Origin of the sequence: Campylobacter rectus, assembly GCF_004803795.1 — a bacterium.
Taxonomy (GTDB): Bacteria; Campylobacterota; Campylobacteria; order Campylobacterales; family Campylobacteraceae; genus Campylobacter_A; species Campylobacter_A rectus.
Genome location: NZ_CP012543.1, coordinates 273011 through 297653, shown reverse-complemented (window position 1 = coordinate 297653; position 24643 = coordinate 273011). Strand labels below are relative to the sequence as shown.

24 protein-coding genes and 1 pseudogene are annotated in these 24643 nt (G+C 47.0%); 4 read left to right on the top strand and 21 right to left on the bottom strand.

The window, feature by feature from the left end; translation table 11 throughout:
• Window positions 1–378 precede the first annotated feature (378 nt).
• From CRECT_RS01525 to selA, 16 genes and pseudogenes are all read right to left on the bottom strand, one after another.
• Complete coding sequence (locus CRECT_RS01525; RefSeq protein ID WP_081451681.1) at window positions 379–723, bottom strand: hypothetical protein; 345 nt, start codon at window positions 721–723, stop codon at window positions 379–381.
• 45 nt (window positions 724–768) lie between these two features.
• Window positions 769–1362 carry a complement resistance protein TraT gene (locus CRECT_RS01520; protein WP_002945324.1) on the bottom strand — a complete coding sequence of 198 codons (594 nt, stop codon included), beginning with the start codon at window positions 1360–1362 and terminating at the stop codon, window positions 769–771.
• A gap of 109 nt (window positions 1363–1471) precedes the next feature.
• Window positions 1472–1978, bottom strand: a complete 507-nt coding sequence (locus CRECT_RS01515) for a TlpA family protein disulfide reductase (protein ID WP_002945308.1) — start codon at window positions 1976–1978, stop codon at window positions 1472–1474.
• Between the two features lie 13 nt (window positions 1979–1991).
• On the bottom strand, window positions 1992–2729 hold the full coding sequence (locus CRECT_RS01510) for an ABC transporter ATP-binding protein (RefSeq protein WP_002945269.1): 738 nt from the start codon (window positions 2727–2729) through the stop codon (window positions 1992–1994).
• Window position 2730: 1 nt separating this feature from the next.
• Window positions 2731–3870, bottom strand: a complete 1140-nt coding sequence (locus CRECT_RS01505) for an ABC transporter permease (RefSeq protein ID WP_002945295.1) — start codon at window positions 3868–3870, stop codon at window positions 2731–2733.
• On the bottom strand, window positions 3857–5137 hold the full coding sequence (locus CRECT_RS01500; RefSeq protein ID WP_002945275.1) for an ABC transporter permease: 1281 nt from the start codon (window positions 5135–5137) through the stop codon (window positions 3857–3859). Before CRECT_RS01500 ends, CRECT_RS01505 begins: the two co-directional genes overlap by 14 nt.
• On the bottom strand, window positions 5134–6501 hold the full coding sequence (locus tag CRECT_RS01495) for a Fe-S-containing protein (RefSeq protein WP_002945290.1): 1368 nt from the start codon (window positions 6499–6501) through the stop codon (window positions 5134–5136). The genes CRECT_RS01500 and CRECT_RS01495 overlap by 4 nt, the downstream gene beginning before the upstream one ends.
• 65 nt (window positions 6502–6566) lie before the next feature.
• Window positions 6567–7088, bottom strand: a complete 522-nt coding sequence (locus CRECT_RS01490) for an iron transporter (RefSeq protein ID WP_002945315.1) — start codon at window positions 7086–7088, stop codon at window positions 6567–6569.
• 74 nt (window positions 7089–7162) lie between these two features.
• Window positions 7163–9130, bottom strand: a complete 1968-nt coding sequence (locus CRECT_RS01485) for an FTR1 family iron permease (protein ID WP_002945321.1) — start codon at window positions 9128–9130, stop codon at window positions 7163–7165.
• A 199-nt stretch (window positions 9131–9329) separates the two neighbouring features.
• Window positions 9330–9890 carry a formate dehydrogenase FDH3 subunit beta gene (gene fdh3B, locus CRECT_RS01480; RefSeq protein ID WP_002945277.1) on the bottom strand — a complete coding sequence of 187 codons (561 nt, stop codon included), beginning with the start codon at window positions 9888–9890 and terminating at the stop codon, window positions 9330–9332.
• Window positions 9891–9900: 10 nt separating this feature from the next.
• Window positions 9901–12534 (bottom strand): formate dehydrogenase subunit alpha, encoded by a 2634-nt coding sequence (locus CRECT_RS01475; RefSeq protein WP_322745950.1) that lies wholly within the window; start codon window positions 12532–12534, stop codon window positions 9901–9903.
• 108 nt (window positions 12535–12642) lie between these two features.
• Window positions 12643–12789, bottom strand: a pseudogene (locus CRECT_RS13065) (hypothetical protein); the annotation flags it as partial.
• Between the two features lie 77 nt (window positions 12790–12866).
• Window positions 12867–13076 (bottom strand): twin-arginine translocation signal domain-containing protein, encoded by a 210-nt coding sequence (locus tag CRECT_RS01465; RefSeq protein WP_039888462.1) that lies wholly within the window; start codon window positions 13074–13076, stop codon window positions 12867–12869.
• A 335-nt stretch (window positions 13077–13411) separates the two neighbouring features.
• On the bottom strand, window positions 13412–14119 hold the full coding sequence (locus CRECT_RS01460; protein ID WP_039888468.1) for a thioredoxin fold domain-containing protein: 708 nt from the start codon (window positions 14117–14119) through the stop codon (window positions 13412–13414).
• 59 nt (window positions 14120–14178) lie between these two features.
• Window positions 14179–15999 (bottom strand): selenocysteine-specific translation elongation factor, encoded by a 1821-nt coding sequence (selB, locus tag CRECT_RS01455; RefSeq protein WP_002945313.1) that lies wholly within the window; start codon window positions 15997–15999, stop codon window positions 14179–14181.
• Window positions 15996–17321 (bottom strand): L-seryl-tRNA(Sec) selenium transferase, encoded by a 1326-nt coding sequence (gene selA / locus CRECT_RS01450; protein ID WP_002945302.1) that lies wholly within the window; start codon window positions 17319–17321, stop codon window positions 15996–15998. The genes selB and selA overlap by 4 nt, the downstream gene beginning before the upstream one ends.
• 162 nt (window positions 17322–17483) lie before the next feature.
• Here selA and CRECT_RS01445 point away from each other — a divergent pair, with 162 nt between their 5' ends.
• The 4 genes from CRECT_RS01445 to CRECT_RS01430 all read left to right on the top strand — a co-directional run bounded on the left by CRECT_RS01445 (window position 17484) and on the right by CRECT_RS01430 (window position 21419).
• Entirely contained in the window at window positions 17484–19154 is a 1671-nt protein-coding gene (locus tag CRECT_RS01445) for a 4Fe-4S binding protein (RefSeq protein WP_002945303.1), read from the top strand.
• Window positions 19147–19866: a hypothetical protein gene (locus CRECT_RS01440; protein ID WP_002945283.1), complete on the top strand. Its 720-nt coding sequence runs from the start codon at window positions 19147–19149 to the stop codon at window positions 19864–19866. Before CRECT_RS01445 ends, CRECT_RS01440 begins: the two co-directional genes overlap by 8 nt.
• 265 nt (window positions 19867–20131) lie before the next feature.
• Window positions 20132–20506, top strand: a complete 375-nt coding sequence (locus CRECT_RS01435; protein ID WP_039888460.1) for a hypothetical protein — start codon at window positions 20132–20134, stop codon at window positions 20504–20506.
• 25 nt (window positions 20507–20531) lie between these two features.
• Window positions 20532–21419 (top strand): hypothetical protein, encoded by an 888-nt coding sequence (locus CRECT_RS01430; RefSeq protein ID WP_157752397.1) that lies wholly within the window; start codon window positions 20532–20534, stop codon window positions 21417–21419.
• A gap of 1 nt (window position 21420) precedes the next feature.
• On the opposite strand, the gene CRECT_RS01425 is transcribed toward CRECT_RS01430, so the two are convergent.
• The 5 genes from CRECT_RS01425 to CRECT_RS01405 all read right to left on the bottom strand — a co-directional run bounded on the left by CRECT_RS01425 (window position 21421) and on the right by CRECT_RS01405 (window position 24156).
• Complete coding sequence (locus CRECT_RS01425; RefSeq protein ID WP_002945297.1) at window positions 21421–21585, bottom strand: hypothetical protein; 165 nt, start codon at window positions 21583–21585, stop codon at window positions 21421–21423.
• Between the two features lie 189 nt (window positions 21586–21774).
• Window positions 21775–22473: an MqnA/MqnD/SBP family protein gene (locus tag CRECT_RS01420; RefSeq protein WP_002945299.1), complete on the bottom strand. Its 699-nt coding sequence runs from the start codon at window positions 22471–22473 to the stop codon at window positions 21775–21777.
• Entirely contained in the window at window positions 22470–22754 is a 285-nt protein-coding gene (locus CRECT_RS01415) for a hypothetical protein (RefSeq protein ID WP_002945318.1), read from the bottom strand. Before CRECT_RS01415 ends, CRECT_RS01420 begins: the two co-directional genes overlap by 4 nt.
• Window positions 22755–23167: 413 nt before the next feature.
• Window positions 23168–23416 (bottom strand): hypothetical protein, encoded by a 249-nt coding sequence (locus tag CRECT_RS01410; RefSeq protein ID WP_002945278.1) that lies wholly within the window; start codon window positions 23414–23416, stop codon window positions 23168–23170.
• Between the two features lie 191 nt (window positions 23417–23607).
• Entirely contained in the window at window positions 23608–24156 is a 549-nt protein-coding gene (locus tag CRECT_RS01405) for an NAD(P)H-dependent oxidoreductase (RefSeq protein ID WP_002945281.1), read from the bottom strand.
• Window positions 24157–24643: the final 487 nt, after the last annotated feature.

Below are 24643 nucleotides of genomic sequence, written 5' to 3'. Positions count from 1 at the left end.
TATCGAAGTTAAAAACTATGCGGTTAAATTTGATACGGTTTAGCTTGCAAGCAACGGTAAATTTGACTTGGGCGAAGTTAAATTTGATAAAAGTAAATTTTACCCGCCGAGACCTGCACCTTTAAGATGCTAAATTTAGTTTGATCAAATTTAGTCTTATATTTAAGCTTTTCATGCAAGCCAATCTTCCTTGCTAATGGAGAAAGGGGATTCGCTCTGTTTCGTAGTCCTCAAAGAGAGTTTAAGCAAGGCGAGCGTAGCGGTCTCAAGCCCGTAGGGCGACGGTAGCGAACGTAGTGAAGCTAAAGTAGAGCGTCCTTTTCCTTTGCATCGTGCTCCGCACTCGCCTTGTGCTTAGCTGCACTTCGTTTGCTACTGTTAAGACGCACTCTCTTTGAGAGCTGCTAAAGGCAGACCCGCCCCCGTCTGCTTGCAGCTGCGAGCTTGTGAAGCAGAAACCCTCACTATCCCCACTGCACGTGAGAAGTGGCGACACTGCGTGCAGGTTAAATTTGGCGCTGTCGCGCTGTAAATTTTAAATTTATGTTTTCGCAATACAGGTCTCGGTGCGTAAAATTTGAAACCGAATTTTGCAAATTTGACCCTTAAATTTGAACGTAAAACGATAAGGCAAAGCATCGCGAGGTGATTTTTAATGTTGTTGCAGTTTTTGCGACTAAGGCTAACCATGTAGGTTGCCGCAGGAGCAAAAACAAAACTCATTAAAAAGCGCTCGCGAGACAAGCCGCTTCAAGAAAAATCAAGCCGTTAAGGATAGAAAAACCCAAGTATCTGCGTCGCCGCCTTTTCCTCTATATATGGGATTATATAGCTTGGCGAGTATAGGTTGCGGCCGCTTTCGATCTCTAGATTGGTCCTTTGTTCGCTGCCGTTTGCGCGGATCATCACGCTGATAAAGGCTCTGTAAAGATAATAATCCGTCCTATCGTAAAAATCATCGTCAAACGGATCGCCAAAGAGCATACCGACACCTAGGCTGTGCCTGTATCCGTAGCCGCCCCAGCCGTAACCCATATTCATATACACTCGCGGGCGTTCGCGCTGTTCAAGGCGCTGCAAGCTGGCAAAATCGCCCATTATCACGACGTCGGCGTTCTTTTGATCCACGCTTTGCGTAAAGCCGTTTTGCAACAACTTGTTTCTCACGGTGTTTTCCAGCGTGCTTGCGTAGCCCGAGGAATTTTTAAAATAAACATAGACGCTGCGCGAGGTTTTATTTACGTCGCCGTTCGTGATAAAAATAGGGGTCGTGCTCCTAGAGTAAAGCTCGGGCGTGCGAGGCTCGCCGCATCCTGCGAGAAAAATCGCAAATAGCAAAATAGTGAAGATTTTTAGTTTCATTTCGCATCTCCTTGCGTAAATTTGCCCGCCGTAAATTTAACGTCGGCGGGTCAAATTTAAAATCGAATTTAAGCGTATTTTACTACTAAATTTTTACGTTTAAGTAAATTTATAATATCAACTTAATCTCATTCATCAGCGTATTTTTAGGCGTGAGGCCGATGAAGCGCTTTTTGAGATTGCCCTCGCCGTCAAAGACGAAGATCGCGGGCACGCCCATCACGCCGCCCACCGCCTTGCTAAAATAATCGACCGAAATTTTATCGCTAATCACGTCGTAGACGATATGGTGCTGCTTCACCATATCGATATCCTTATCAAAGCCAAGACTAGGTCCGAATATCCCGTAAACGCCGAATTTATCCTTAAACTCCGAGTAAATTTCATTTACGATCGGGGCTTGAGCCACGCAAGCGCCGCAAGACGTGCCGAAGAAAAATAGCATATATGGCTTGCCGTCGGTTTTAAGTCGTCTGCCCTCGGGAAAATAGTGCGTATCCACGCCCTTTGGCGAATTTAGGCTGATGTGGTGCCTATCAAAGCCGTTGTTGCCGCAACCTACAAACACCGCAGCTAACGCGGCTACGAAAATCGAAAATATATATCTTTTTATCATAATGCTCCCAAATTTAAACCGTCGCAAAAGCGCTCTCGTTATTTGACCAAACGGCCATTTTTTCGCATGCATCCGCACGCTCGCCATCGCTCACGTAGTGGATGTTTTCCATCTTGCCGTGCCTTAGATAGACGATCTTGTCACCAAACTGCCCAAGATCAGGGTTATGCGTGATGAGCAGGATGGTTTTGCCCTCGCTTCGCAGTTTTTGAAATAGCTCTAAAACCACGCGTTCGTTGGCTTCGTCGAGGTTGCCCGTCGGCTCGTCGGCTATCAAGATATCAGGATCGTTTATCAGGGCGCGTGCGATGCACAGACGCTGCTGCTCGCCGCCGCTAAGCTGACTCGGACGGTGATCGAGCCTATGTCCCAGCCCCACTCGCTCGAGCGCCTTTTTAGCGTCCTCTTCATCCACGCTGCTGTGGTAGTACTGCGCTATCATCACATTTTCGACGCAGTTTAGGTAGGGGATGAGGTGAAACTGCTGAAATATCAGCCCGATCTTTTCGCGGCGAAATTTGAGCGTCTCCTCGTCGCTAAGCCTGCTAGCGTCATCTCCACCTAGCGTGTATGTGCCCGCGGTCGGCTCATCCATCAGCGAGAGGATATTTACCAGCGTGCTTTTACCGCTGCCGCTCGGGCCCATTATGCTGACCCACTCGCCGGCGTTTACGTCAAAGGTAATGCCCTCCAGCGCTCTTACTTCGCCGAATCTTTTTTCTATCCCGTTTAATCTTATCGCGTACTGCATATTATTCTCCTCTTAAAATATCGGCCATATTATTTTCTAGCGCCCGTTTGATCGGATAGATCGAGGCCACGCCCGCAAAAACGAGCGAGATAACCATCGCTATCGGTATGCTCATAAATCTAAAATCGATGCTCGAATCAAAAATCGCGTAGCCTAAAATTTGCGCTAAGCCGTAGCCTAAAATCGCGCCCGCCAAAGCCGCCGCAAACGCCGTGACGAAGGTCTCGACGCCGAATAAATTTAACACGTTTTTCTTGCTAGCTCCCAGCGCTCTAAGCAGCGCGATCTCCTTTGAGCGCGAAAATAAAATCGCGCTTAGCGTCGTGTTTACGCACATCGAGGTAATGAGCAAGATAACAAAGCTAACAAGCGCCATCAAAAGCTTAATCTTATCCAAAATTAGGCCCTCTGATTTTGAAATTTTAGCCACTGGCTTAACGGAAATTTGCTCGTCGCTAAGACTCTTGCCAAGCTCGCTTATGTAGTCAAATTTGCCCGTTACTACGGCCTCGGCGTAGTTTAGCGTATTTGGCTCGTTTGCTATCTTTTGCGCTAGAGATAGCGAGATGATGAGCAAAGAGTCCTCCTTGTCGCCGTCTTGCACGATGCCGCGGATCTTTACCTTTTCGCCCGCGTTCGCGCCGATTTGCCTTACTTCGATCACGTCGCCGACCTTAAAGCCGCTTTGTTTGGCTAGATCGGTGCCGATTAGCGCGTTTCTCTCGTCAAAATCAAGCGTTATACCCTGACCTTCTTTAACCTCCAAAAACGGCTTAACCCGCGTTAGATCGCTAAATTTGACGCCCATGGCGATCGCAGTCGTAGGACCAATATTTACCTGCGTGAAAAGATATCCGCTCTGCCCGATTAGCTTATCGCTTGAGATTTTGGCGATCTTTTCGTTAAATTTAGCCTCGTCTATCGCGTCGCTAACCGGGTCTGCGGGGGCAAAAACCACGTTTGCGCCGTAGCTTTTTAGCTCCTTCGTTACTTTTGAGTCGATATCCAGATATACGTTTACAAACGCCGCCGTCACGCACGCGCCAAGCAGGATCGAAACAATGATGACGCCTACTCTGGCCGTGCCAAAGCGCAGGCTTTTAAAGATAACGTTATAAAAAAAGCCCTTATTTGCGATCATATAGCACCTCCGCAGGCAAGAGTTTGACGACGCTTCTCATCGGCACGAGCGAGCCCGCGATCGAGATAAGCAGCGCAAAAGCGATACTAAGCGGAAGCACGATCCACGCGATGCCGATGCCGTAGCCAAAGATACTGTAAGCGATTATGTAGCTTAGCGCGTAGCCTAAAAACGCCCCCAAAATGCCCGCAAAAAACGCCACGACCAGGCTTTCGCTCGCAAAAAGGGCGTAAATTTCAAAGTTGCTCGCGCCTATGGCTTTTAGCAGGCCGATCTCTTTTTTGCGCCTGTAAATTTCGCTGGTCATCAGCGATGTGATGCCGATAGACGCGACCGCAAGCGCGATGATGCTAACGATACCCATCAGGCTTTGGATTTTTTTCACGATGTTACTCTCGGCGTCGCTTACCTGCATCATCGCTTTTGCCGCGACGCCCGCGTAGTTCTCCTCGATCTGATAGGCTATGGAGCTAACGTAGGCCGAGCAGTACCACAGGTCGTATTCGGCGCTGTCTAGATTATCGAGGTTTCGCCTGGCCTTGACGGAGAGGTCGTTTTCCGGGATCGTCATCGCTGAAACCTCAGCCTTTGAGTATTGTCCGGGCTTACCTAAAAGCTCCTGAGCTAGCTTTAGCGAGGTTACGATTTTATAGCTTTCTTCGCCGGCTCCTTTTAACACACCTGCGATTTTTACGCTACGTCCGTTTAAATTTAGCTCGCCGCCGACGCTCAAATTTCGCTTTGCGGCTAAATTTTCGCCCACGAGTACGTTTTGCGCGTCATCGTCCTCTATCCATTTGCCCTCGACCGCCCAAAAGCCAAACAGCGTTTTCACGCCCGTTTTAAACTCGGGCTCGTCGGCTACGCCGGCAAATTTATCAAACCAAGTGCCCGTGATTTGATATTTTTCGCCGCTAGCGTCTTTTACTTCGCCGTTTAGAAACGGCGCAAAAGCCACGACGTTGTTTCGCCAAAAAATTTCCTTGATCTTATGCAAATCCTCTTCGTTTAGGTAGTTTTGCGATTTTAGCGGGGTGAAATTTTTACCCTCGATCTCGATGGCTAGCGCTTCGCCCTTTGGCAAGACGACGATGTTTGAGCCGTAGCCGCGCAGCTCGCTAGCGATCTGATCGCCGATTTTTAGCGTGATATTTAGCATACAAGCGATCAAAACCGTCGCCAAAAGTATGGTGATGAAAGCCATTCCTTTTTGCACTTTCGAGCCGGTGATCGAGCTTTTTATGAGCCTTAGTTGCATATTTTTCATTTTAGAGTTCCGTTCGTGTCGACGTATTTTTCAGGGTTGGCTTCAAATTCCGCCTGAGTTTTTTCGTTCTCAAAGAAATACGTCCTGTTGTAGTATAGATACGATTTTGAGTTTTGGTTGCTCACCTTGTTGCGGCTTACCGGATCTAGCACCATCTTTTCGATGACTTTTGAGAAGTAGTTCGCGCCGTTTTGGATGGTGTCGAGCGTAACGGTTATAAATTTACCGTCAAATTCGAAAGGCATAGGTATCGGGTTGCAGCCGCCCTCTTTGCCGACCGACGGCAAGAAAATGCGCACGTTGCACGAGATGCAGATGAGATCGGCGCCCTTTTTGACGTAGCCCATATCGCCGCATATCGCGCACGCGTCAAAGACGATGATCGGCGAAGCGCGGTCGGCGAAGCGGTTTAAAAGAAAAAATCTTATCTCCCTGCCCTCGTCGTTTATGTAGGCGTAGCGGTGAAGTTCGTTGTCGGCTAGCTTTGCCACGTCAAATTTAAACTCATTATTTACCGGCTCGACGATGATGGGATCAGAGATCTCGGGCGGCCTAGATGCATGCAGGTCATAGTAAAGCCCGAAAATCAGAGCCGTTACGACGATCGCCGCACTGCCTTTGGAATTTGCCGCCATAAAATTTCTAGCCGCGTTGTTAAATCTAAATTTGTTTGAACCCACGACTGATTTTACGAGCGGGGCCGGGCGTTTTTTGAAATTTATAACCGCCAAAACTAGAGTCAAAGCTATAAAAAAATACTGCGAGAACGTCGTGTAGTAAATGCCTTTAGCCACGAGCGAGAGCGCCCACGGATATGTAGGTATCATCCCCGCTCGCATAAACTCAAGCCCCGTGTTTGAAAGGGCCTGCACGACCAAAACCGCAAGCGAAAGAAGCGAAAACGTCCTCAAAACGTGCTTGCAGAGGCACTCTTTTAAATTTGAAACGACAAAAAACAAAATCAGCAAAAGCAAAAACGCAAATATCATCAAAAATAGGCTGATGATAGACTGCGTATCGAGTAGCTCGCCGGCAAATACCGGGAAATTCGCGCCCGCATGAGCATAGGTTAGGCCGTAGCCCGCGCCCAAGGCGAAAAACGTTATCATCTTTGCAGGGTTAAATTTGATAAAAATCCAAAGCGCGCTAACTAGCAAAAATACCAAAGTAGCCGCGTCAAATACCATTTTCACGCCGGCGTCGTGAAGCGTGAGTCTAGCGATCTTAAAAACGACTATGCCTGCTGCGATACCCAAAACCGAAGGTAAAAACAGCGCTTTTAGGCTCTTTTTGTCGTTGTTTAACGCTGCAAAAAAGACAAATCCCAGTAACGATGAGATAACTTGGACGAAATATATAGACATGATTAGCCCTAAAATTTGAGAATTTGAGTAAAATTTAGAGCGGATGAGACCGCTCTAAATTCGGATTATTTACCAGGTGCGCCTGTGTATTGGAATTTATAAGTCGTAGTGAAAGGCTCGAACCATTTGCCTACGCCCGTTTCTTTGTCCGCGTGACGACCAAAGCCTTGTTTTTCAGGATTGTCGATCATAAATTTTAGCTCGTAGTTGCCCACGCCAGCGTCCATTTTTAGGTTAGCGCCGTAGTGAGGGCCGTCTTGAGCGACCATAGGCATAAATGTGCCTTTTTTTACTTTGCCGTTATCTAGGTTTTTTAGCTCGTAGCTAACTTTTAGATAAGGAATCCACTCGCCCGCCGCAAAACCGTTTTTGTTTCCCTCGATAGCGTGGATGTCGGCCTCTAGGTGGATATCGGCTTTACTCGGAGCTAGGTCGATGCCCTTTGGCTCCATGTCAATCGGCTCTAGATAAACAGCAGCTATCTCCATACCGTTGATCTCTACCGGATCGCCGATAGGAAACTCGCCTGCTACGGCAACTGAAGCAGCAAGGCTGAACGCCAAAGCTGTTTTAACAAATTTGTTCATGTTCTCTCCTTTAATTGGTTTGTAAATTTATTTTTAAGCCTCGCAGCAACCCGCGAAAGCTGGAAACGTCAAATTTAAGCCTCTTTGGCTTGCTTATTTTTCATTATGATCACACCGATGATTAGCGCCGCTATCATAATAGCCTGCGGCACTAGGCTCTCGTAATACGGATAAATGCCCAGCCACTCGATAGTCGGGAAGCCATCGATCTTGGTCGGAACGAAAATTTTACCCTCGACGAACTCCATAAGCCCCTTGCCCACAAACACGATCGACATATAAAAGATGATCGCCGAAGTGACCAAGAAAAACGGCTTGATCGGTATTTTTATAGCAAAAATTTTAAACACGTAGTAAGTAACGAGCAAGACGATAAGACCTACTACAAATCCCAGCGCGATCATCGAGTAGCCCGCGCTATCTTTGGCGTCGAAAATCAGCGCTTGATAAAAAAGCACGGTCTCCGCACCCTCTCTAAATACGGCTAAAAATACTGTCCACCAAAGCGCCTTGGCCGAGCCTGCGGATATCGACTCGCTGACGTGGCTTTGGATATATTTGCTCCATTTTTTCGCGCCTGCGTTTGAAAGCAGCCAAAAACCGACGTAAAAGAGCAGCCCTACGGCGATAAGCATCACCGCACCCTCCATCACCTCTCTTTTTTGACCAGCAGCGCCGGCAAATATCAAATTCATAATCCACGCCATAACAAAGCTTAAAACCACTGCCACGCCAAGCGAGCTATAAACGATACTCATACGTTTTTCGTTGCCCGTTTTTAGTAGATAGGCAACGACGGCCGCTACGATGATGAGCGCCTCAAATCCCTCACGAAGTATGATCGTAAACGCATAAACAAATAGCGCCCAAGGCGAACTGCTGCCGCTTGTTTTTTCCAGCGCGGCGTCTAAATTTGCGCCTAGGTTATCGGCTGCTTGCTGGAGTCTCTCGACGCTCACGCCCGCTTTCATCAGCGCGACTACTTCGCCGAAATTTCCTTCTATCCTAGTTTTTAGGCCGACGTCTATCGCGCCTACTTTGTTTTCCATACCGCTTGCTTCAAATTCGTCAAAATATACGTCCTGCGCATCGCTCATAGCCTTGGCTACGTCTTTTGCGGCATATGTTTTAATGGCCTCTGCGATTTTAGCCTTTATGTTAGCAACGACGGGCGCAAAGTCCGTAGCCGCGTCATCCTCGGCGCTATCGGGCAAAACTACGTTGGTAGCTAACGAGCCCGAGTCCATAGGCAGCTTGGCGACGTTTTCGTATATCAGCGCGTCAAGCTCCTCCAAATTTGACTTTAGCACATCGGCCGAGATGTCGTTGTTTATCGCGATTATCGCCGAGCCCATTCGCTTTTGGATGTCGCCGTCGATGCCTTGACCGCCGCTTATAAACCTACGAATAGCCTCTTCTAACTTCGTGTTGCGATATAGCTCGAATTTGGCTTTATTATTTATCTGCTGCTTTGCGGCGTCTTTGTCGCCTTTTTCATAAGCCGCCGCAGCCGCTTCGAGAGCGGTTTTTATGTCGTTATAAACCACTTGCCAGTGCGGCTCTATAGCCATACCGCCGGCAGGCTGCGCCGTAGTTTGGCTAGCTACCGGAGCCTCGGACGAGGTCTCGGAGACGTCTGCGTTTTTAGGATCGGAGTACTCGCCAACTAGCTTATGGCCCGTGTTTATGATAGGCAAAACCTCATCCATCTCTTTGCTTAGCTCGTCCATTATCGCTTGTATCTCTTCTACGGGTTTTTTAGCGATGATGGCTTTGCGGATTTTGCCGAATTTAGACTCCATCGAGTAGGCTTTTTCCCGAGTAAAATTTACCCTGATCGCCGCTTCGATGTTTTCAAAATGTCCAAAATACGCGTTTTGCGTGGCGGTTTTGGCCTCGTCGATCTTGCCCTCTTTATACTGCTGTATGATACTCACGAAAGAGTCTTTTATGCTTTGTATCTCAGAGTCATAATCGGAGTCGGCCGCATTTAGCATAAAAGGGATAAAAAGCGCAAGTATAAATTTTAAAAATTTATTCATAAAAACTCCGAAAAAATTATGTTTTAAAGGCCTATTTTAGCATTATAAAACTTTAGCGAAAATAAAAACGGCTATCAAGTATTAGTCATATCAAGAAGCCGTCTTTTGATTATCAAGTTAATCCGGTTTTGAAATTTGAGAAAATTTAAAAAGTAAAATTTGAAAGAAATTTCGGGAGCGAGTCGCCCCCGAATTTAAGTTAAATAGTAGTGCCCGCTTGTCTTAGCATAACGCGCTTGCGATATACGTTTGATACCTCTGCGGCGTCGCCGACGAGTAACGCATTTGTAGCGCAAACGGCGGCGCACATAGGGACTTTGCCTTCCGAGATACGGTTTTGGCCGTACATATGAAGCTCCTCGTGAGAGTTCGTCTCCTCCGGACCTCCGGCGCACATAGTGCATTTATCCATAGCGCCTTTGATGCCAAACGCCCCGTCCCTAGGAAACTGCGGCGCACCGAACGGACACGCGTAGAGGCAGTATCCGCAGCCGATACATTTGTTTTTATCGTGAAGCACGATACCGTCGGCTCTGATATAAAAGCAATCTACCGGACACACCTGCTCGCAAGGAGCGTCGGTGCAGTGTTGGCAGGCTATCGTAGTCGATACTTCCTTGCCCTCTACGCCGTCATCTAGCGTGATGACCTTGCGGCGGTAGAGCCCCACGGGGAGCTCGTGAGCCGAAGAGCAAGCGACCTGACATCCAAAGCAACTGATACATCTATTAGTATCTACGAAAAATTTCATTCTTGCCATCTCTTGCTCCTTAGACTCTATTTTCGCCGTATTCGTGGAAGAATGTGGTTTCAAAACCGTTTTCTTCAGCTTTTTCTATCCTGCAAAGACCTGCGTTAAATTCCGAAATTTGAGTTACCGGGTCAAAGCCGTAGTTGGTTATGGTATTTGAGCTCTCGCCGATAGTATAAGGTTTGGTTCCCTCAGGATAGCGGTCGCTAATATCTATACCTTGCATAACGCCGGCGAAGTTATACGGCAAGCAAATTCTATCGGGCGTAACGCTCTTGTTATGGTAGCATCTAACCTTGATCTTAGTGCCTTGCGGAGCATGGATCCACATCATATCTCTGTCGCGGATACCGTATTTTAGAGCTAGTTCCGGGTGGACGTTGGCAAACATCTCAGGCGTAATTGCGGATAGATATTTGCTCGTTCGCTCTATCATACCCGCACCGCTTAAATTTACTAAGCGCAAAGAGCTGATAATGATAGGAAAATCCTTACTCCAGTCTTGTTTTTGCTGTTCGCCCTTAAATTTAACCTCGACGCGGAAATTTCTAGGCTGATCGTCGATGGCCGGGTATTTTTGTACCAAATCCCAACGCGGAGAGTGGATAGGCTCGCGGTGCTTTGGAATTTGATCGATAAACTCCCAAACTATAGCGCGCGCTCTAGCATTACCAAACGGCGCAACACCCGCTTCGCGGCATTTTTTATTGATGATACCGCTGTAGTCCATCATCCAGTTATCGCCGATTTTGGCCTTTTCTTCTTCCGTTAGCGTGATGCCGAGCACTCGCTCGATATTTTCTTTGGTTATTTGCGGATAGCCGCCTTTTACCTTCGAGTCTTTTAGCTGCACGGCCTCGGATGCGATCTGGCTAACGCCGTTGTGCTCCAAACCGAAGCGATTTCTAAATCCGCAACCGCCTTCTACGTAAGGTTTGTTTAGATCGTAAAGTATCGGCGTACCCGGGTGATTTTTATCCCAGCAAGGCCACGGCAAGCTGTAATACTCGCCCTTAACGTCGCCGCCGATGCCCATTAGCGTATCCGGATCGAAATTTTCCCAGTTTTGCTGATGTTTTTTTAGACGCTCGGGCTGCCAACCTTGAAGTCCGATAGTCTGTCCCATACGTGCTAGCTCTCTAGTCGCGTCGTCAGGCCATACGAAGCTATCTTTTACGACTTCCAGATCGTCGTTCATCCTAAGAGACTTTGTGTATTCGTCGTAAAAGCCCCATTTTTTAGCAAATTCAAACATTACTTCATGGTCGGGCTTGCTCTCGTAAAGCGGCTCTACGACTTTGGTTCTCCACTGCGCCGAACGGTTAGTAGATACGGCAATGCCTTCGTTTTCAAACTGAGTAGCGACCGGCAATATATAAATTCCGTCTTTTCTGCCGGAGAGGATCGCGATCTCGTTTACGAAAGGCTCTGCTACAACCAGTAGCTCGAGCTTATCTACGGCTTCTTGAATTTTAGTTAAATGCGCCATCGAAGTAATGCCCGTTCCTTGCACCCAAACTACCTTTAGATCGCCGCTTGAAAATGTTTTTTCCTCTTTTAACACGCCTTGCCACCATTTTGCCAGCGACCAACCCTTTTCGTTTCTCCAGTTTCTATCTTCCGGATTTTTCGGATCATGATAATAATACTCGCCAAACACCGTATCTTTTACAGGCGCGCCGCTCTCTTTAGGCTCTTTGGTAGATACCGCGAAGCGTTTTACGAACTCGTCGAAATTTTGTCCCCAGCCCTTACAGAAGTGCTTCCATGCGGCATCTCCGAGACCATAATAAGTAGGCAAGGTATCGGCTAGGTTACCCATATCGGTAGCGCCTTGGACGTTATCGTGACCGCGGATGATCTGGCAGCCGCCGCCCGGTTTGCCCATATTTCCGAGCACTAGCTGAAGGATAGGCAAAATTCTTGTATTTGAGCTGCCGATACTGTGCTGCGTCATACCCAGCGACCATGCTATCGCCGCAGGTTTAGTATGCGCGTAAATATCGGCCACTCGCTTGATGAGATCTACGCTCACGCCGGTAACGTCCGAGACCACCTCAGGCGTCCAGTTTTCGGCCTCTTTGCGAATCTCGTCTATGCCGTAAGTTCTATTTTCTATAAAGCTCTCGTCTTCCCAACCGTTTTTAAAGATAATATGGAGTAGTCCGTAAACAAAAGCGATGTCGGTACCCGGTCTTACGCGCACGTAAATGTCCGCTCTTGCTGCCGTTTTCGTAAATATCGGATCAACGACGATTAGTTTTGCGTTGTTTCTGTCTTTTGCCTGCAGGAAATGTTTCATACCACCGACGGGATTTGCGACCGCTGAGTTTGCTCCAAATACCATAATGGCTTTAGAATTTGCAGCCACGTCTCCAAAGTGGTTTGTCATAGCGCCATAACCCCAAGTATTCGCCGCTCCGGCGACTGATGCGCTGTGTCAAATTCTTGCAACGTGATCTATATTGTTTGTGCCCCAAAATGCAGCGAATTTTCTAAAATACCAAGCCTGCTCATCGCTAAATTTAGCCGATCCCAAAAACTCGACGCAATCAGGTCCGTGTTTTTTGCGGATCTCGAGCATCTTGTCTCCGATCTCGTTAACGGCGGTCTCCCAGCTGATGCGCTCCCATTTGCCGTTTACTTTTTTCATCGGATATTTGATGCGTTGTTTTGATTTCGTTAGGTCGATTTGATCGATACCTTTACAGCAGTGGCTGCCCTGAGAGATCGGATGATACATAGCCATATCTTGGCGCACCCATACTCCGTCTTTTACCTCGGCTTCGATGCCGCAGCCCGCCGAACAAATAGAACAAATAGTTCTAACTTTTTTTGAACCCTCGTAAGGATTTTTTATCTCCTCGTTGGTTGCTTTTCTAAACGTTTCGTTTTCGCCAAACGCCATCGTGCTACCGGCACCAAGAGCGGCAAGCTTTAAAAACGAACGTCTTCCTATGCGCGAATCACTCATAGTTTTCTCCCTTAATAAGCGATCTTATAGTAGTATTCCCACTCTTTGCTTTTTTTGTAAAGCACCTCTTTTTTGTTCGACTTGCCGACAACCACGCCGTTACCGTCGCTAGTAAGCTCGTCGCCGGTCGGTTTCGCGATAGAAGCGGCGGCCAATATAGTCCCGCCTACCGCGCCGACCTTCAGAGATTTTTTAAGGAAATCTCGTCTTGATCCTTGCATTTTTTCTCCTTTTGATCCCAAATTTGAAATTCTTTGAGACGTTTTAAAAAGATATTGTTCAAATTTTGCATATTTCCTATGTCGTAGTACGCCTTACAAGCGCGTATTTTAGGGAGTTTGCATAGTTTGAAATACCACTGTGCAAATTTAGCATATTTTGAGAATAATTAGCGTAAAAATATTGGATTAATTAAAAAACTTAATAAAAAGTTAAGGAAACCTAAAATTTAGCTTAAACTTCGATACTACATATCAAGTTATAAATATATATTTTATGCGAATTTAGGGGTGTTCGGGCCGAATTTCTTAAAATTTAGCCCGAATTTGTCTTAATATTATTTTTGAAGGTCGCTTAAATTTATTATAAAAGGTACGGATCGAACGCCTGCGGCGGAGTATTTTTGTCTTAAATTTTCCATCGCTTTAACATCCGCGTCGCTAACGGCGCCGTTTGCTACTTTGTAATCGTCTGCAAAATATTTTCGTAAAATTTTAATCTTGTCGCTATCGGTTTTCGCGCTAGCGGCGTCTTTATATATCAAAAAGCTCTTTTGCAAAGACGAAACGTCGTGAACCGGAGTTAAGATTAGCTTTACATTGCTTTCTTTTAGCGTCGCTTCGATCTTTTCAAGCTCCAGGCGGCAGTACGGGCACTCGGGATCGGAAAACATCACGATAGTGGGCTTTTTGGAGTCGTTTCCTAGAGTGATGATATTTTCTTTTTGCTCGCTTTTATAGACTTTTGAGATGTTTTTCGCCGCTATTTCCTTTTTTATCTCTTGCATGTAGGCTTTTTGCGCCTTTAGGTCGATGATATCGGGAAAAAGCAAGTCACCTTTAGTAAAAATCACCTCGTCTTGGCTGACTTGACCGTTGCTCAAATTTACCACGACCGCTTCGATGCCGTCAACTACCGGTTTGCGCTCGGCAACGCTTACTTTCACGCCCTCGCCGACCATCTGCGAGTAAAAACCGACTACTTGCTCGTTTGACGCCGCAAACATCGCGCAGGCCGCCATTAGCGACAAAACTATTTTTTTCATTTCATTCCTTTTTAAAAATTTGCGCGGATTATATTTGCTTTTTTTAAACAGATAAAAAATCACGCTTTTAAAACTCGGTCTATGCCGTTTTTTACGATATTTGGATCCAGATCAAGCTGCTCGAGGTAGGCGATTATGTATTTTCTACTCAAATTTAACGCCTCTTTCGCGTTTGTTACATTTACGAATCCTTGCGCGGCGATGATGGCTTTTAGCTTTGCAAGCGCCTCGTTTAGGGCTTTTGACGTTACGAAAAGATTATGCGCGAGCCTCACCACGCGTCCGATACCGGTTAGCTTTTTTAGCGCGTTATCGCCGCTAACTCGGTCTATCTCAAGTTCGTCGTAGATGTTGTAAGGCGCCAGGGGAGCTAAATTTCCGCTTTGCAAAATTTCGTAAATTTTCTCTTCAAGCCTGATTTTTAGCTTGCTCATATCGACGCCCGTTTTGGTATAGACACCGTCGTTTTTGATTATCGCACCCGCGCTTTCTAGCTCGTCAAGCGCCTTTTGAGCGATACTTTCGCTAGCCCATGAGAGCTTTAGGCTGATGCTCGTAGCCGAAAATACCGCAAATTCGTTCTTTTCTATCATAAATTTGACCGCACTTTTTATCCGATCGACCGCGCTTAGATCGTAGATATTTAGCGCTTTTTCATCGACGAATACGTTTGGCGTTTGTTTTGCTATCGCTACGGCCTCCTCGTGATTTAGCCCGAAGCGCTGATAGGCCGAGATGATGCCAAAGCCGTTTTTATGCGTATCTTTTAGCATCGCAAAGGCGCTTACGAAGTCCTTTTTGAGCAGCGCGTTTAAAAACGAAATTTTGCTTGATTTTTTCATCGGTTCGCTCACGGCGTTTAGCGCCCTGCCGCCGCCTATGACGCGACCGTTTGCGATGAGCACGAACGGCTCGTCGAATTTTAAAAACATATCCCTTTCAAATTTAAACGTCGCAAATATTCCGCCCTCCTTTTCGCTGAGAACCAGCGCTTTTGCGGGCGCGGCCTTTGCGCCGACGCAAAACGTCACGCTCTGCCCGTGCGTTAGCTCGCGAGCGAAAACGATCGCGTCTATCTCGCGAAATCCTCTAAAAAAGCCCTTTTTACTAAGCAGTTGGCCTTTTTTTAGATCATTTAGCTCGATTCCAGTCAAATTTAGCGCCACGCGGCTGCTAACTCCCGCGCGCTCGACGAATTTATCGTGGCTCTGCACGCTTCGCACCTGCACCTCTTTGCCCGCATCATAGTTAAACAGCTTCTCGTTTTTGCTCACGCTGCCCTCTATCACGGTGCCCGTGACTACGTTTCCGATACCTTTTAGGCTAAAAACGCGGTCGATGTAGTATCTAAAAACGCCCTCTTGCTCGCGATTAGCCGCCTTTAACGTGAAAAGATAATTTCGCAGTTCGTCGATGCTCGCGCTATCTTTAATGCTAACCGGGAAAATATCTAAAATTTGCAGATTTTTGTAGTTTTGCGCGGCGGCGCAAATTTCGCTTTTTCGCTGCTCTATTAGCTCCGCGCTAGCTAGGTCGCATTTAGTTAGCGCGACAATAAGCGAGCGAACTCCAAGGATATTTAAAACCTCCAAATGCTCCAAAGACTGCGGCATTAGCCCGTCGTTTGCCGCCACGACAAATAGGCACGCGTCAAATCCGTACGCGCCGCTGATCATCGTTTTGATCAAATTTTCATGCCCAGGCACGTCGATAAATGCGATATTTTCGCCGTTTTTGCTCAAATTTGAAAAGCTAAGATCGATCGTGATCCCGCGCTTTTGCTCCTCTTCGAGTCTGTCGCCCTCAAAGCCGTTTAGTTCCTTTATCAGCGCCGTTTTGCCGTGATCGATGTGCCCGGCTGTTCCTATTATTAGGCTCATTTTTCATCCGTTTCGTTGATTTTTTCTATCAAATTTTGCACGTCCGCGTCCAGCACGCTGCGAAGATCGAGCAAAAATTTACCCTCCTCTATGCGCCCGATCACGAGATTTTTCCTAAATTTAGCCTCGTTTTCGTTCGCGTTTCCTTTGACGGCCAGCGCGAGGCTAGGTATGCGTTTGTTTGGCATAGTGCCGCCGCCTACAAATGTCGTAGTGCGCACGATTTCAAGCGGAGTTTTTAGTCGCGAGTTTATGAAATTTGCCGTGTTTTCTAGCTCATCTACGCTTTTATATAGCTGTTTTACCGTCGTAATAAGCCGAAATTCGCGGTTTGCGTAGGCTTTGATACTCTCGGCCAGTAGCGAGATGATCACCTTATCCACGCGCAGCATTCTTAGTAGCTGATTTTTCTTTAGCTTTGCGATGAGCCCCTTTTTGCCTAGGATTATGCCGCACTGCACGGAGCCAAAGAGCTTATCGCCGCTAAAGCTAACGAGCGAGGCCTCTTTTAGATTTTTTAGGTTCGGCTCGTTTCGCTCGAGGCCGTAAGGCAACTCGCCGTAAAATCCGCTGCCAAGATCAAAATAATCAATGAGATTTTGCTCTTTTGCCAGCGCGCTAAGATCCGGCATCGCCGTATCCTCGCTAAAGCCCACGATATCGAAATTTGAGCGATGCACCTTTAAAATCAGTTTCGAGTTTTCGTTTATCGCCTCCTCGTAGTCGTGCAGATTTGTTTTATTGGTCGTGCCCACTTCGCGCAGGATAGCGCCCGAGTTTGCCATAACTTCGGGCACGCGAAAGCTCCCGCCGATCTCGACTAGCTCGCCTCTACTGATGATAGCTTCGCCGCCTTTTGAAAAGGTATTTAGCACCAAAAATACCGCACTTGCGTTGTTGTTTACGACGATGGCGTCCTCAAAGCCAAAAAGCTCCGCGAGCAGCCCGCCCACGTAGTCGTAGCGGTTTGAGCGGCCGCCCTTTTCGACGCTGTACTCTAAATTTGAATACCCCGTAATCACGGGCTGGGCTCGGCGTAAAATTTCGGGATCGATCGCGCTACGGCCGAGGTTTGTGTGGATGATGACGCCGGTTGCGTTTATCAGGCTGCGCAGGCTCAAATTTGACGCCTTTTCGTAGCGAGCGAGCGTATTTTGGACGATCTCGCCTGGCCCGGGGCAGTTTTGCCCGCCTAAAATTTGAGCGCGAAGACTCTCTAGTTCGCACCTAGCGACCTTGGTCAGCAAGCTAATATCAAGCCCGAAAAATCGCTCGTTTTTTATAAATTTATCTATCTGCGGAAGTTTTCGTAGTTCGTTCAAATTCGCTCCTAGTAAATTTGTGTTACCGAGCGCGATTTTAACATAAATTTTGTATAAATCTAATCTTATTAAAAAAAATAAATATAAAAATTCAGAGCCTATTAATGCCTTTAGTATTAAAATGCACTTAATTTTGATAATGCCGAGTGCGGGGAGAAAATCATGAAAGAATTCGGTTTTTATAACGATTTTGACGAGAATTTGATGCTAAACGAGCAGATCGAGATAAACGGCGAAGGCGAGTATCTCGTCTCAAATTCGTCCAAACTAAAATCGAGCATCGTAGCGCCTGAGATAAATTTTTATCTAAAAAACACCGCGGACTCGGTGCTGGATAAGGCCAAAAACACGCTTTTGCTTTATGATGCTAGAGCTAGCGCCTTTGACCTAGCGCGCGACATCGACTACGAAAAGCCCGTCGGCAAAAACATCGTGATCGTTAGCAACGGCGGACGCGAAAATTTGGCGAATTTGCTTAAGGTTAAAGGCTTTAAAACCATCGAGCTGACGCATTTTGAGATCAAATTTATCTACGGCGCCGCAGGCGAGCTAAGCGTGCTAGTACTGCGCCCGGACGGCGAGTTTGAGGTGGACTGCGACTTTTTCCTCGTCGAAAACGCGCGCGAATACATGCTAAAGCAAAGCGGCTGCTACGAGATCGCGGGCAAAAGCGACGACGAGATCGCCGCGCAGCTAGACGCGCAAAGCCCGAAATTTAAATTTAAAAGCCACGTCCACTACGACTCCACGATCTGCCAGTACCATGAGCGCAGACACGAGATCTGCGGCAGGTGCGTCGAGGCGTGTCCTACGGTAGCGATCCTAAAAGAGGACGAGACCAAGCACCTAGTTTTTTCGCACATCGACTGCATAAACTGCGGCGGCTGCGTGAGCGTATGCCCTAGCGGCGCGCTTGACTACTCCGATATGCCGCGAAACTCGTTTGCCCAGATAGCCAAACTCTACCGCGGCAAGATTGCTCTAGTCGTGCCTGCAAAGGCGAATTTAGAAAATCTAAGCGTAAATTTACCAGCAAACGTGCTGCCTTTTGCCATTAGCGGCGAGAGATTTTTGAGCGAGACGCATCTGCTCACGCTACTTCAAGAAAGCGGCGCGCAGGTCGTGATCTACGAGCAAAATATCGGCAAAGGCACCAAAGATGCGGTGGATATTTTAAATCAAATTTACGAGCTTAAATTTAACGAAAAAGCCGTCCTAGTCGCAGAAAACGAAGCCAAACTAAAAAGCGCCCTATCTCAGGCTAAATTTATCGAGGGCTCGCAGCACTCCGTCACCGAGTACGCCCTGCCTAAGCGCGAAATTTTCGCCAGACGCCTAGAGTGGCTTGTGGGCGATCAAAATTTAGGCTCCGTTAGCACCACCGAGCTCATCAGATACGGCCGCGTCGAGATAAATCAAGACACCTGCACGCTATGCCTAAGCTGCGTGGGAGCCTGTAACGTCGCCGCCCTGGTCGCCGATAAAAAGACAAATTCCATCGTCTTTAACCCTAGCGTCTGCACCGCGTGCGGATACTGCGAGCTTAGCTGTGCGGAAAAAGACACGATATTTTTACGCCCGGGCAAGATCGATCTGGAGCCCGGATTTTTCGCATTTAGCGAGCTAGCTAGAGACGAGCTTTTCGCCTGTATCGAGTGCGGCAAGGAGTTTGCGACTAAAAAGGCCGTCGAGAAGATCGCCTCAATCATGGCGCCTAAATTTAACGGCGACAAAGCCAAGCTAAAGACGCTTTATTGCTGCTCGGACTGCAAAGCAAAAGTAATGATAAAAGCGCAAATGGATCAAATGAAAGAAGAGGTTTTAAATGGATAATAACTTAACCAAGGCGCGCGCATATTTTTACGAATTTTTGGCCTATCCGCTGTTTTTTCACGAGCACGGCGGCAAATTTGACCGCTGGCGCGAGCAGCTAGCCTACCTAGCGACTAGTCCCGTTACGCCCCAAAGCGAGGCTGCGTTTGCGAATTTGGCTAAATTTGACTTTGAGAAATTCGCTAGAGAGCAAAACGACGTGCTTTTTGACTTTTCTTACTCCAACATCCCGCTAAACGCCTCCTTTTACGAGGACGGGCGCGACGACGGCGCGGCTAGGCTGCGCGTGATCGAGTGTCTAAAGCTAAGCCCGTACCGCAGAGACAAAGAGGTCTGCAAGGACAGCGAGGACTACGTCGGATTTATATTTTTAGCCACGGCGACCTTTTTGCGCGACGAAGTAGCGGGCGCAGCGAATATCAGCAGCAAGCTATTTACTGACGTTACGAATAAATTTATCGACGAATTTATCAAATTTTTGTCCGCTCACAAAAATGCCGACTTTTTCGCCTCTTATGCAGTTATCTTGCGCGATTTTATCGAGCTTGAGCGCGCGGTGCTAGGCGTGGAAGCTCCTGCGGCGCCGATCGGCGACAGCGCGGCGGTAGCCTCGATGAAAAAAGAGCCGTTTCAAAGCAAGATGCCTACGGCCAAAACAAAACTTCGCTGGGAGGAGTTCTCGCCCGTTATCTCGCAAGAGTTCGACGACTGAGGACTACGCGCTTAAATTTGCTTGCTAGACTCGTGCGGGCAGGCAAATTTAACTTGCCCGAGTCGCCCGAGCGGCCGTTTTCACGTCAAATTTGCGCTTTAAATTTAGCCAGATAAACCCGTCCGTTTTCGGCGCGATTTTTTAGCCTCTTTAACCCGCCCAAATTTACTCCCGCATTTTTCAAATTTCCCTTCCAATTTCACTCAAATTTAACCGCCCTTTGGCTACTATTTCGTAAATTTAGTCATGAGCAAAAGGATCAAATTTGCAAAGCTTTTTTAAATTTATATTCACACTCGCAGCCTTTGCTGCTATCCTCTTTTATCTTTCTTTTTTAGGAGTTAAATTTGGTAAATTTGGATCAGGCTCTATGCCCACGGGTTTTACCGTCACTCCCGATACTAAGATAGATCCAAACTCCGAGCTAGCCAAATACGTAACGCAAGAGGAGATAGACGACTTTGGTTTTAGGTGCGCAGATATCGTTTGCGATAAAGAGAAAAACGCTACGCTAGTACCTTTAAGAGCAGCTCTTGATAGAAAGGATACTGACTTCGTAGTTAAATTTATAAAAGATAACAACCTAACCGCCGACGTTAGCATGAGAGATAAAAGAACCCCGCTGATGAAGCTGCTTTAGAAACGACGTAAATACCTTTAATGCCTTGCTAAATTTAGGAGCCGATATAAGGGTTAAAGATAGATTTGGTCTATCTCCTATGGCTTACGCCATTATGCTAAACTCTGTTGATACAGCTAAGATACTACTAGAAAAAGGGGTTAAATTTGAAGAGGTGGAGTATGTATCGCCGCATACCCATACAAACAGATACTATGATTCTTCCAGATTTGAATCCATAATCATAAACGGCGAGAATAACATAACAATACGCTACAAATACGATCAGGGGCGTCCAGAGACGGATCTAAATAATCCGCAATGCGTAGAGTCGAGCACCAGGTATAAATCAGATCCGTTTAAATACTTAGTAGATAGAAATCTACCCCAAATGGCAGAACTAATGCTAAGCAAGGGGTATAAACCTAAAAAATTTGAAATGGGTATCAGGCTAAAAGGCATAAAAGAAGAAGAGAAAAACAGGCCGTTAGAACAAAGCGGCTGGGCATATCTAGGTAACTACGAAAACTACGAACCTATGCTTGAGGTATTTATAAAATACGACCTACCGAATGCCCCGACTAAGGAGCAACTAAAGGATACATATGAGGAGTGCTACGATAAATACGTGCTTAGCATCATATTAGCTTATAGTATAGACAAAAACGGAACTTATAGCTTAAAATATGAAAATTTAACAAAAAACGTGTTGCAAAAATACTGCTCCGAGAAAAATTCTACCTTTAGCGATGTAAGAACTTTTATCGCTTGGGCAAACGAGTATAAAAAAACGGATGCAATGCAAGACATCTTGTTTTCCGACAAAAAAGATAAGGTAGTATTTGAAAACAACGCAACCGAATATGTAATAAAGCCATACAAGAAACTAACTTCTGATGAAATAAAAAATATAGTTGAAAGCAAATATAGGTGATTTACGTAGATAGTAACCGAAGTAAATCTAGTTCAAGCTCAAATTTGAAGTAAAATAATCTCGTCGTAAAGACGAAGCCAAAATATAAATTCGGCCGAATGAAATTTGAGCTCTCGGCGGGCGTAAAATTAAATTTAAGCGGGCGAAATTTGACGAGATTAGCCATAAATTTGCCCGTAAAATTTCAAATTTGACAGGGTCTTGCTAGCTTCTAAAAAACGCGATCGCCGCTTAGCGAGGTTAAATTTGGCGCTATGCGGCAGATCAAGCTCCAAACTACGGCATTTGAAGCGACCGCAAAAACCGCCCGAGATAAAAGGCAAATTTAAAACGGCGCGTTAGAGTAAATTTGCGCTTACCGCTCGCCTCGCGCCAAAATCTTCGCCGTCCGCCCGTTTTTTCGCACTTCTTTGAAAAATATCCGCAGCGCCTTTTGCTCCTTTGCGCCGATTTCGTAGCTGATAAATTTGAGATACCATTTGATATCGTCCGCGCTGATGCCCCTGGTTTGGGCGTATTTGGCGAGGATGTAGTTTGGGATTTTGACATTTGCTCGCAAAAACTCGCGCGCCAGCCGCTCATACGCGCCGCGCCCCTTCACGCAGGAAAATCGCCCAAAAACAAACGGCAAGCCCGTCCGCTCGCGCCACGCCCGCCCCAGGTCGTAAAACGCCTCCTCGCCCTCCCGCAGATACGCCTTTAGCGCGCGGTCGCCGATGAGTACCTCACCCTCAAGTCCTAGCACTCCTGCTAGCGCGTTTGAGCTCGCAGACGCGGGATCCGGGCACGCGGCGGTGCCCTTTCGCACGAGCACGCTTTTGACGTCGCCCTTAGCTACGATGCCCAGGCTCACCTTTTTGTAGCGTTTTTTGCGGCTTTCGATGCTTGAGATCACGGCGGCGTCGATCCTGCGGCAGCACAGATCGCGGTTTAGTTTGCTAGGCACCCCTTTTTTAAATTCAATAATTTTTTTATCCTGTGAGCTTAGGCGCGAGCGCTTTAAAAATACGTGAAAAGGAAGCAAATTTAGATAATCAATCTTGCCAAAAATCATAAAAACTCCGAATTTATAAGGATTTGCGCCATTTTAAAACGCGACGAAACGAGTAAAATTTGCGCGGCAGAACCCGCATCAAATTTAAAATTTGAACTAAATTTAATAAACCGAATTTGCTCGTTTTTGCGGCGCATTTTTAAGAAAAGCTCGTAAAAAAGCGTTAAATTTTGCGCCCTATTTTTAAATTCGCTTAAATTTAAGCCGACAAATTTAAGCGAATACCCGCTATAAAATTTAAATTTGAGATCAAAATCCGTGCGTAAAATACAAAATCTCATAAATTTAAGCTTTCAAAACATTATAAATATAAACTTGCGGCAAAATCGGACGAGTTTTTGCGAGCTCCGTCCTCGCAAGACAAATTTGTCGAGCGCGAAATTTCCGAACCCGGCCGGCAAATATCGCAAATTTTATCCGCAACGACGCCAAAATTTCAAATCCTCGCAAAACCTTCAAAAAGCAACAACGCGAGGCACCCAAAAGGCGCCGGTCTTGGCCGTCTAAAAGGCGCAAGACTCGCTCTTTTGACAAAAGCGAAAATGCAAAAAATCGGCAAATCACCGAAAGATAGCCGCTCGGCAATCGCTCAAATTCGCGCAAAAATCCGGAAAATAGCATCCCAAATCAGCGCGACTATCCTCGGCGCATTCGCGTTTATAGCGTCTTTTAGGCCGTTTTGCTGCGAGTAAGCTTAAATTTCGCCCGAGGCGAGCTCTCGCGTCGCACACGTCCGTAGGTTCACGCCGCTGCCAGGCTCGTCGTCACAAATGACGGTCGTGATCATTTCGTCTTTCAAAATCGAAATTTTATGCGGTTCGCAAGCCTCGCCGTCAAACGCTCTAAACTCGCGTCGGCTCAAATTTAGCTCGTCTCGCTCTATGCTTCGTTGCCGCGCAAGGCATACGTCAAAGTCAAGCTCGCCAAAGTCCAAGCGGCACATACCAACCGCATCCCGCCGATAAACGGCAGTATGAAACAGTCCTCAAACCATCCAGCGTTTCTCGCCCCAAATCCAAACGATCTTTTTGTCCAGCTGCCGATCGACCGCACAAAAAGCGGCAGCTTCGCAGCGGTCAAATCCTCTCGCTCTCGTAAAATTTAGGCTCGAGGTTACGCCGGCATCTACTCTGCTCAAATTTGGTATTCGTGCTCTTCAAGCTCGTCGTTTAAGAGCCTCGTAAATCTCGCAGCATGCGCCTCTATCGCGCTATCGGGCACTCCGGGCTCCACGCCGCAGCTAGCAAAAATCCGCCCGTAAACGAGCTCGCAAAAGTCCGCGCAGCACTGAAGCGGTAGCAAAATCTCGTTTAGGCTAAATTTGATCGCGCCGTGCTTGGAGTATTCGCCTAGCCCGCCGCCCGCGCTCACGGCGATTTGCAGCTGTTTGCCCGCAATCTTCGCGCCCTGCCCGTAGGCAAAGCCGCGGCTGAGCACGTAGTCGATGTAGGCCTTTAGCATGGAGGGCACGTTAAAGCCCATCATCGGGAACAAAAACACGATGCGATCGGCGCGCAAAAACGCCTCCTGCTCCGCCGCGACGTCGATTTTAAGGGCGTCGGTGCCGTAAAGCCCCTCTAAGTGGCGAACCTCGGCGCCCGCGTTTTTGGCGGCGTTTGCCAGCGCCTTGTTTAGGCGAGAGGCGGCGAAATTTGGATGGGATAAAACTACTAACGTTTTCATTTTGGCTCCTTTTTTGATAAATTTTAGAGCGTTTGCGTTTTCGAGACTTTAAATTTTGGCTTACGAAGTGCAAATTTAGCTCGTAAAAGCGGATTTTCGTCCTTTTAAGTCAAATTCGCACGCTAAAATCAGGCATCGAATTTTACCGAAATCTTAAAATTTCCATTTCAAAACGCAAAAGCCTTATTTTTGAGAAATTATATCATCAAAAGCCTAAAAACGGGTTAAGATAGACGGCAATAGCGCACAAAAAGCAAGCGAGAGTAAGCCGTGCGAAATTCGGCCTTAACTTGCCGGCACAACCGCATAAGAGCGTAAGCCGAATTTTAATTTGAGCAAACTCGTTCGTCCGCGCCGAGCATTAAAATTTTACCCAGGAGGCTCATCCGCGCGCACTCGATGCATTCGTCGCAGCTCTTTGCGGGGACGCAAACGGCTTGATGAAAATACCGATTTTCCTAGCCGTCAAACCGTGCAGCGCTCATAG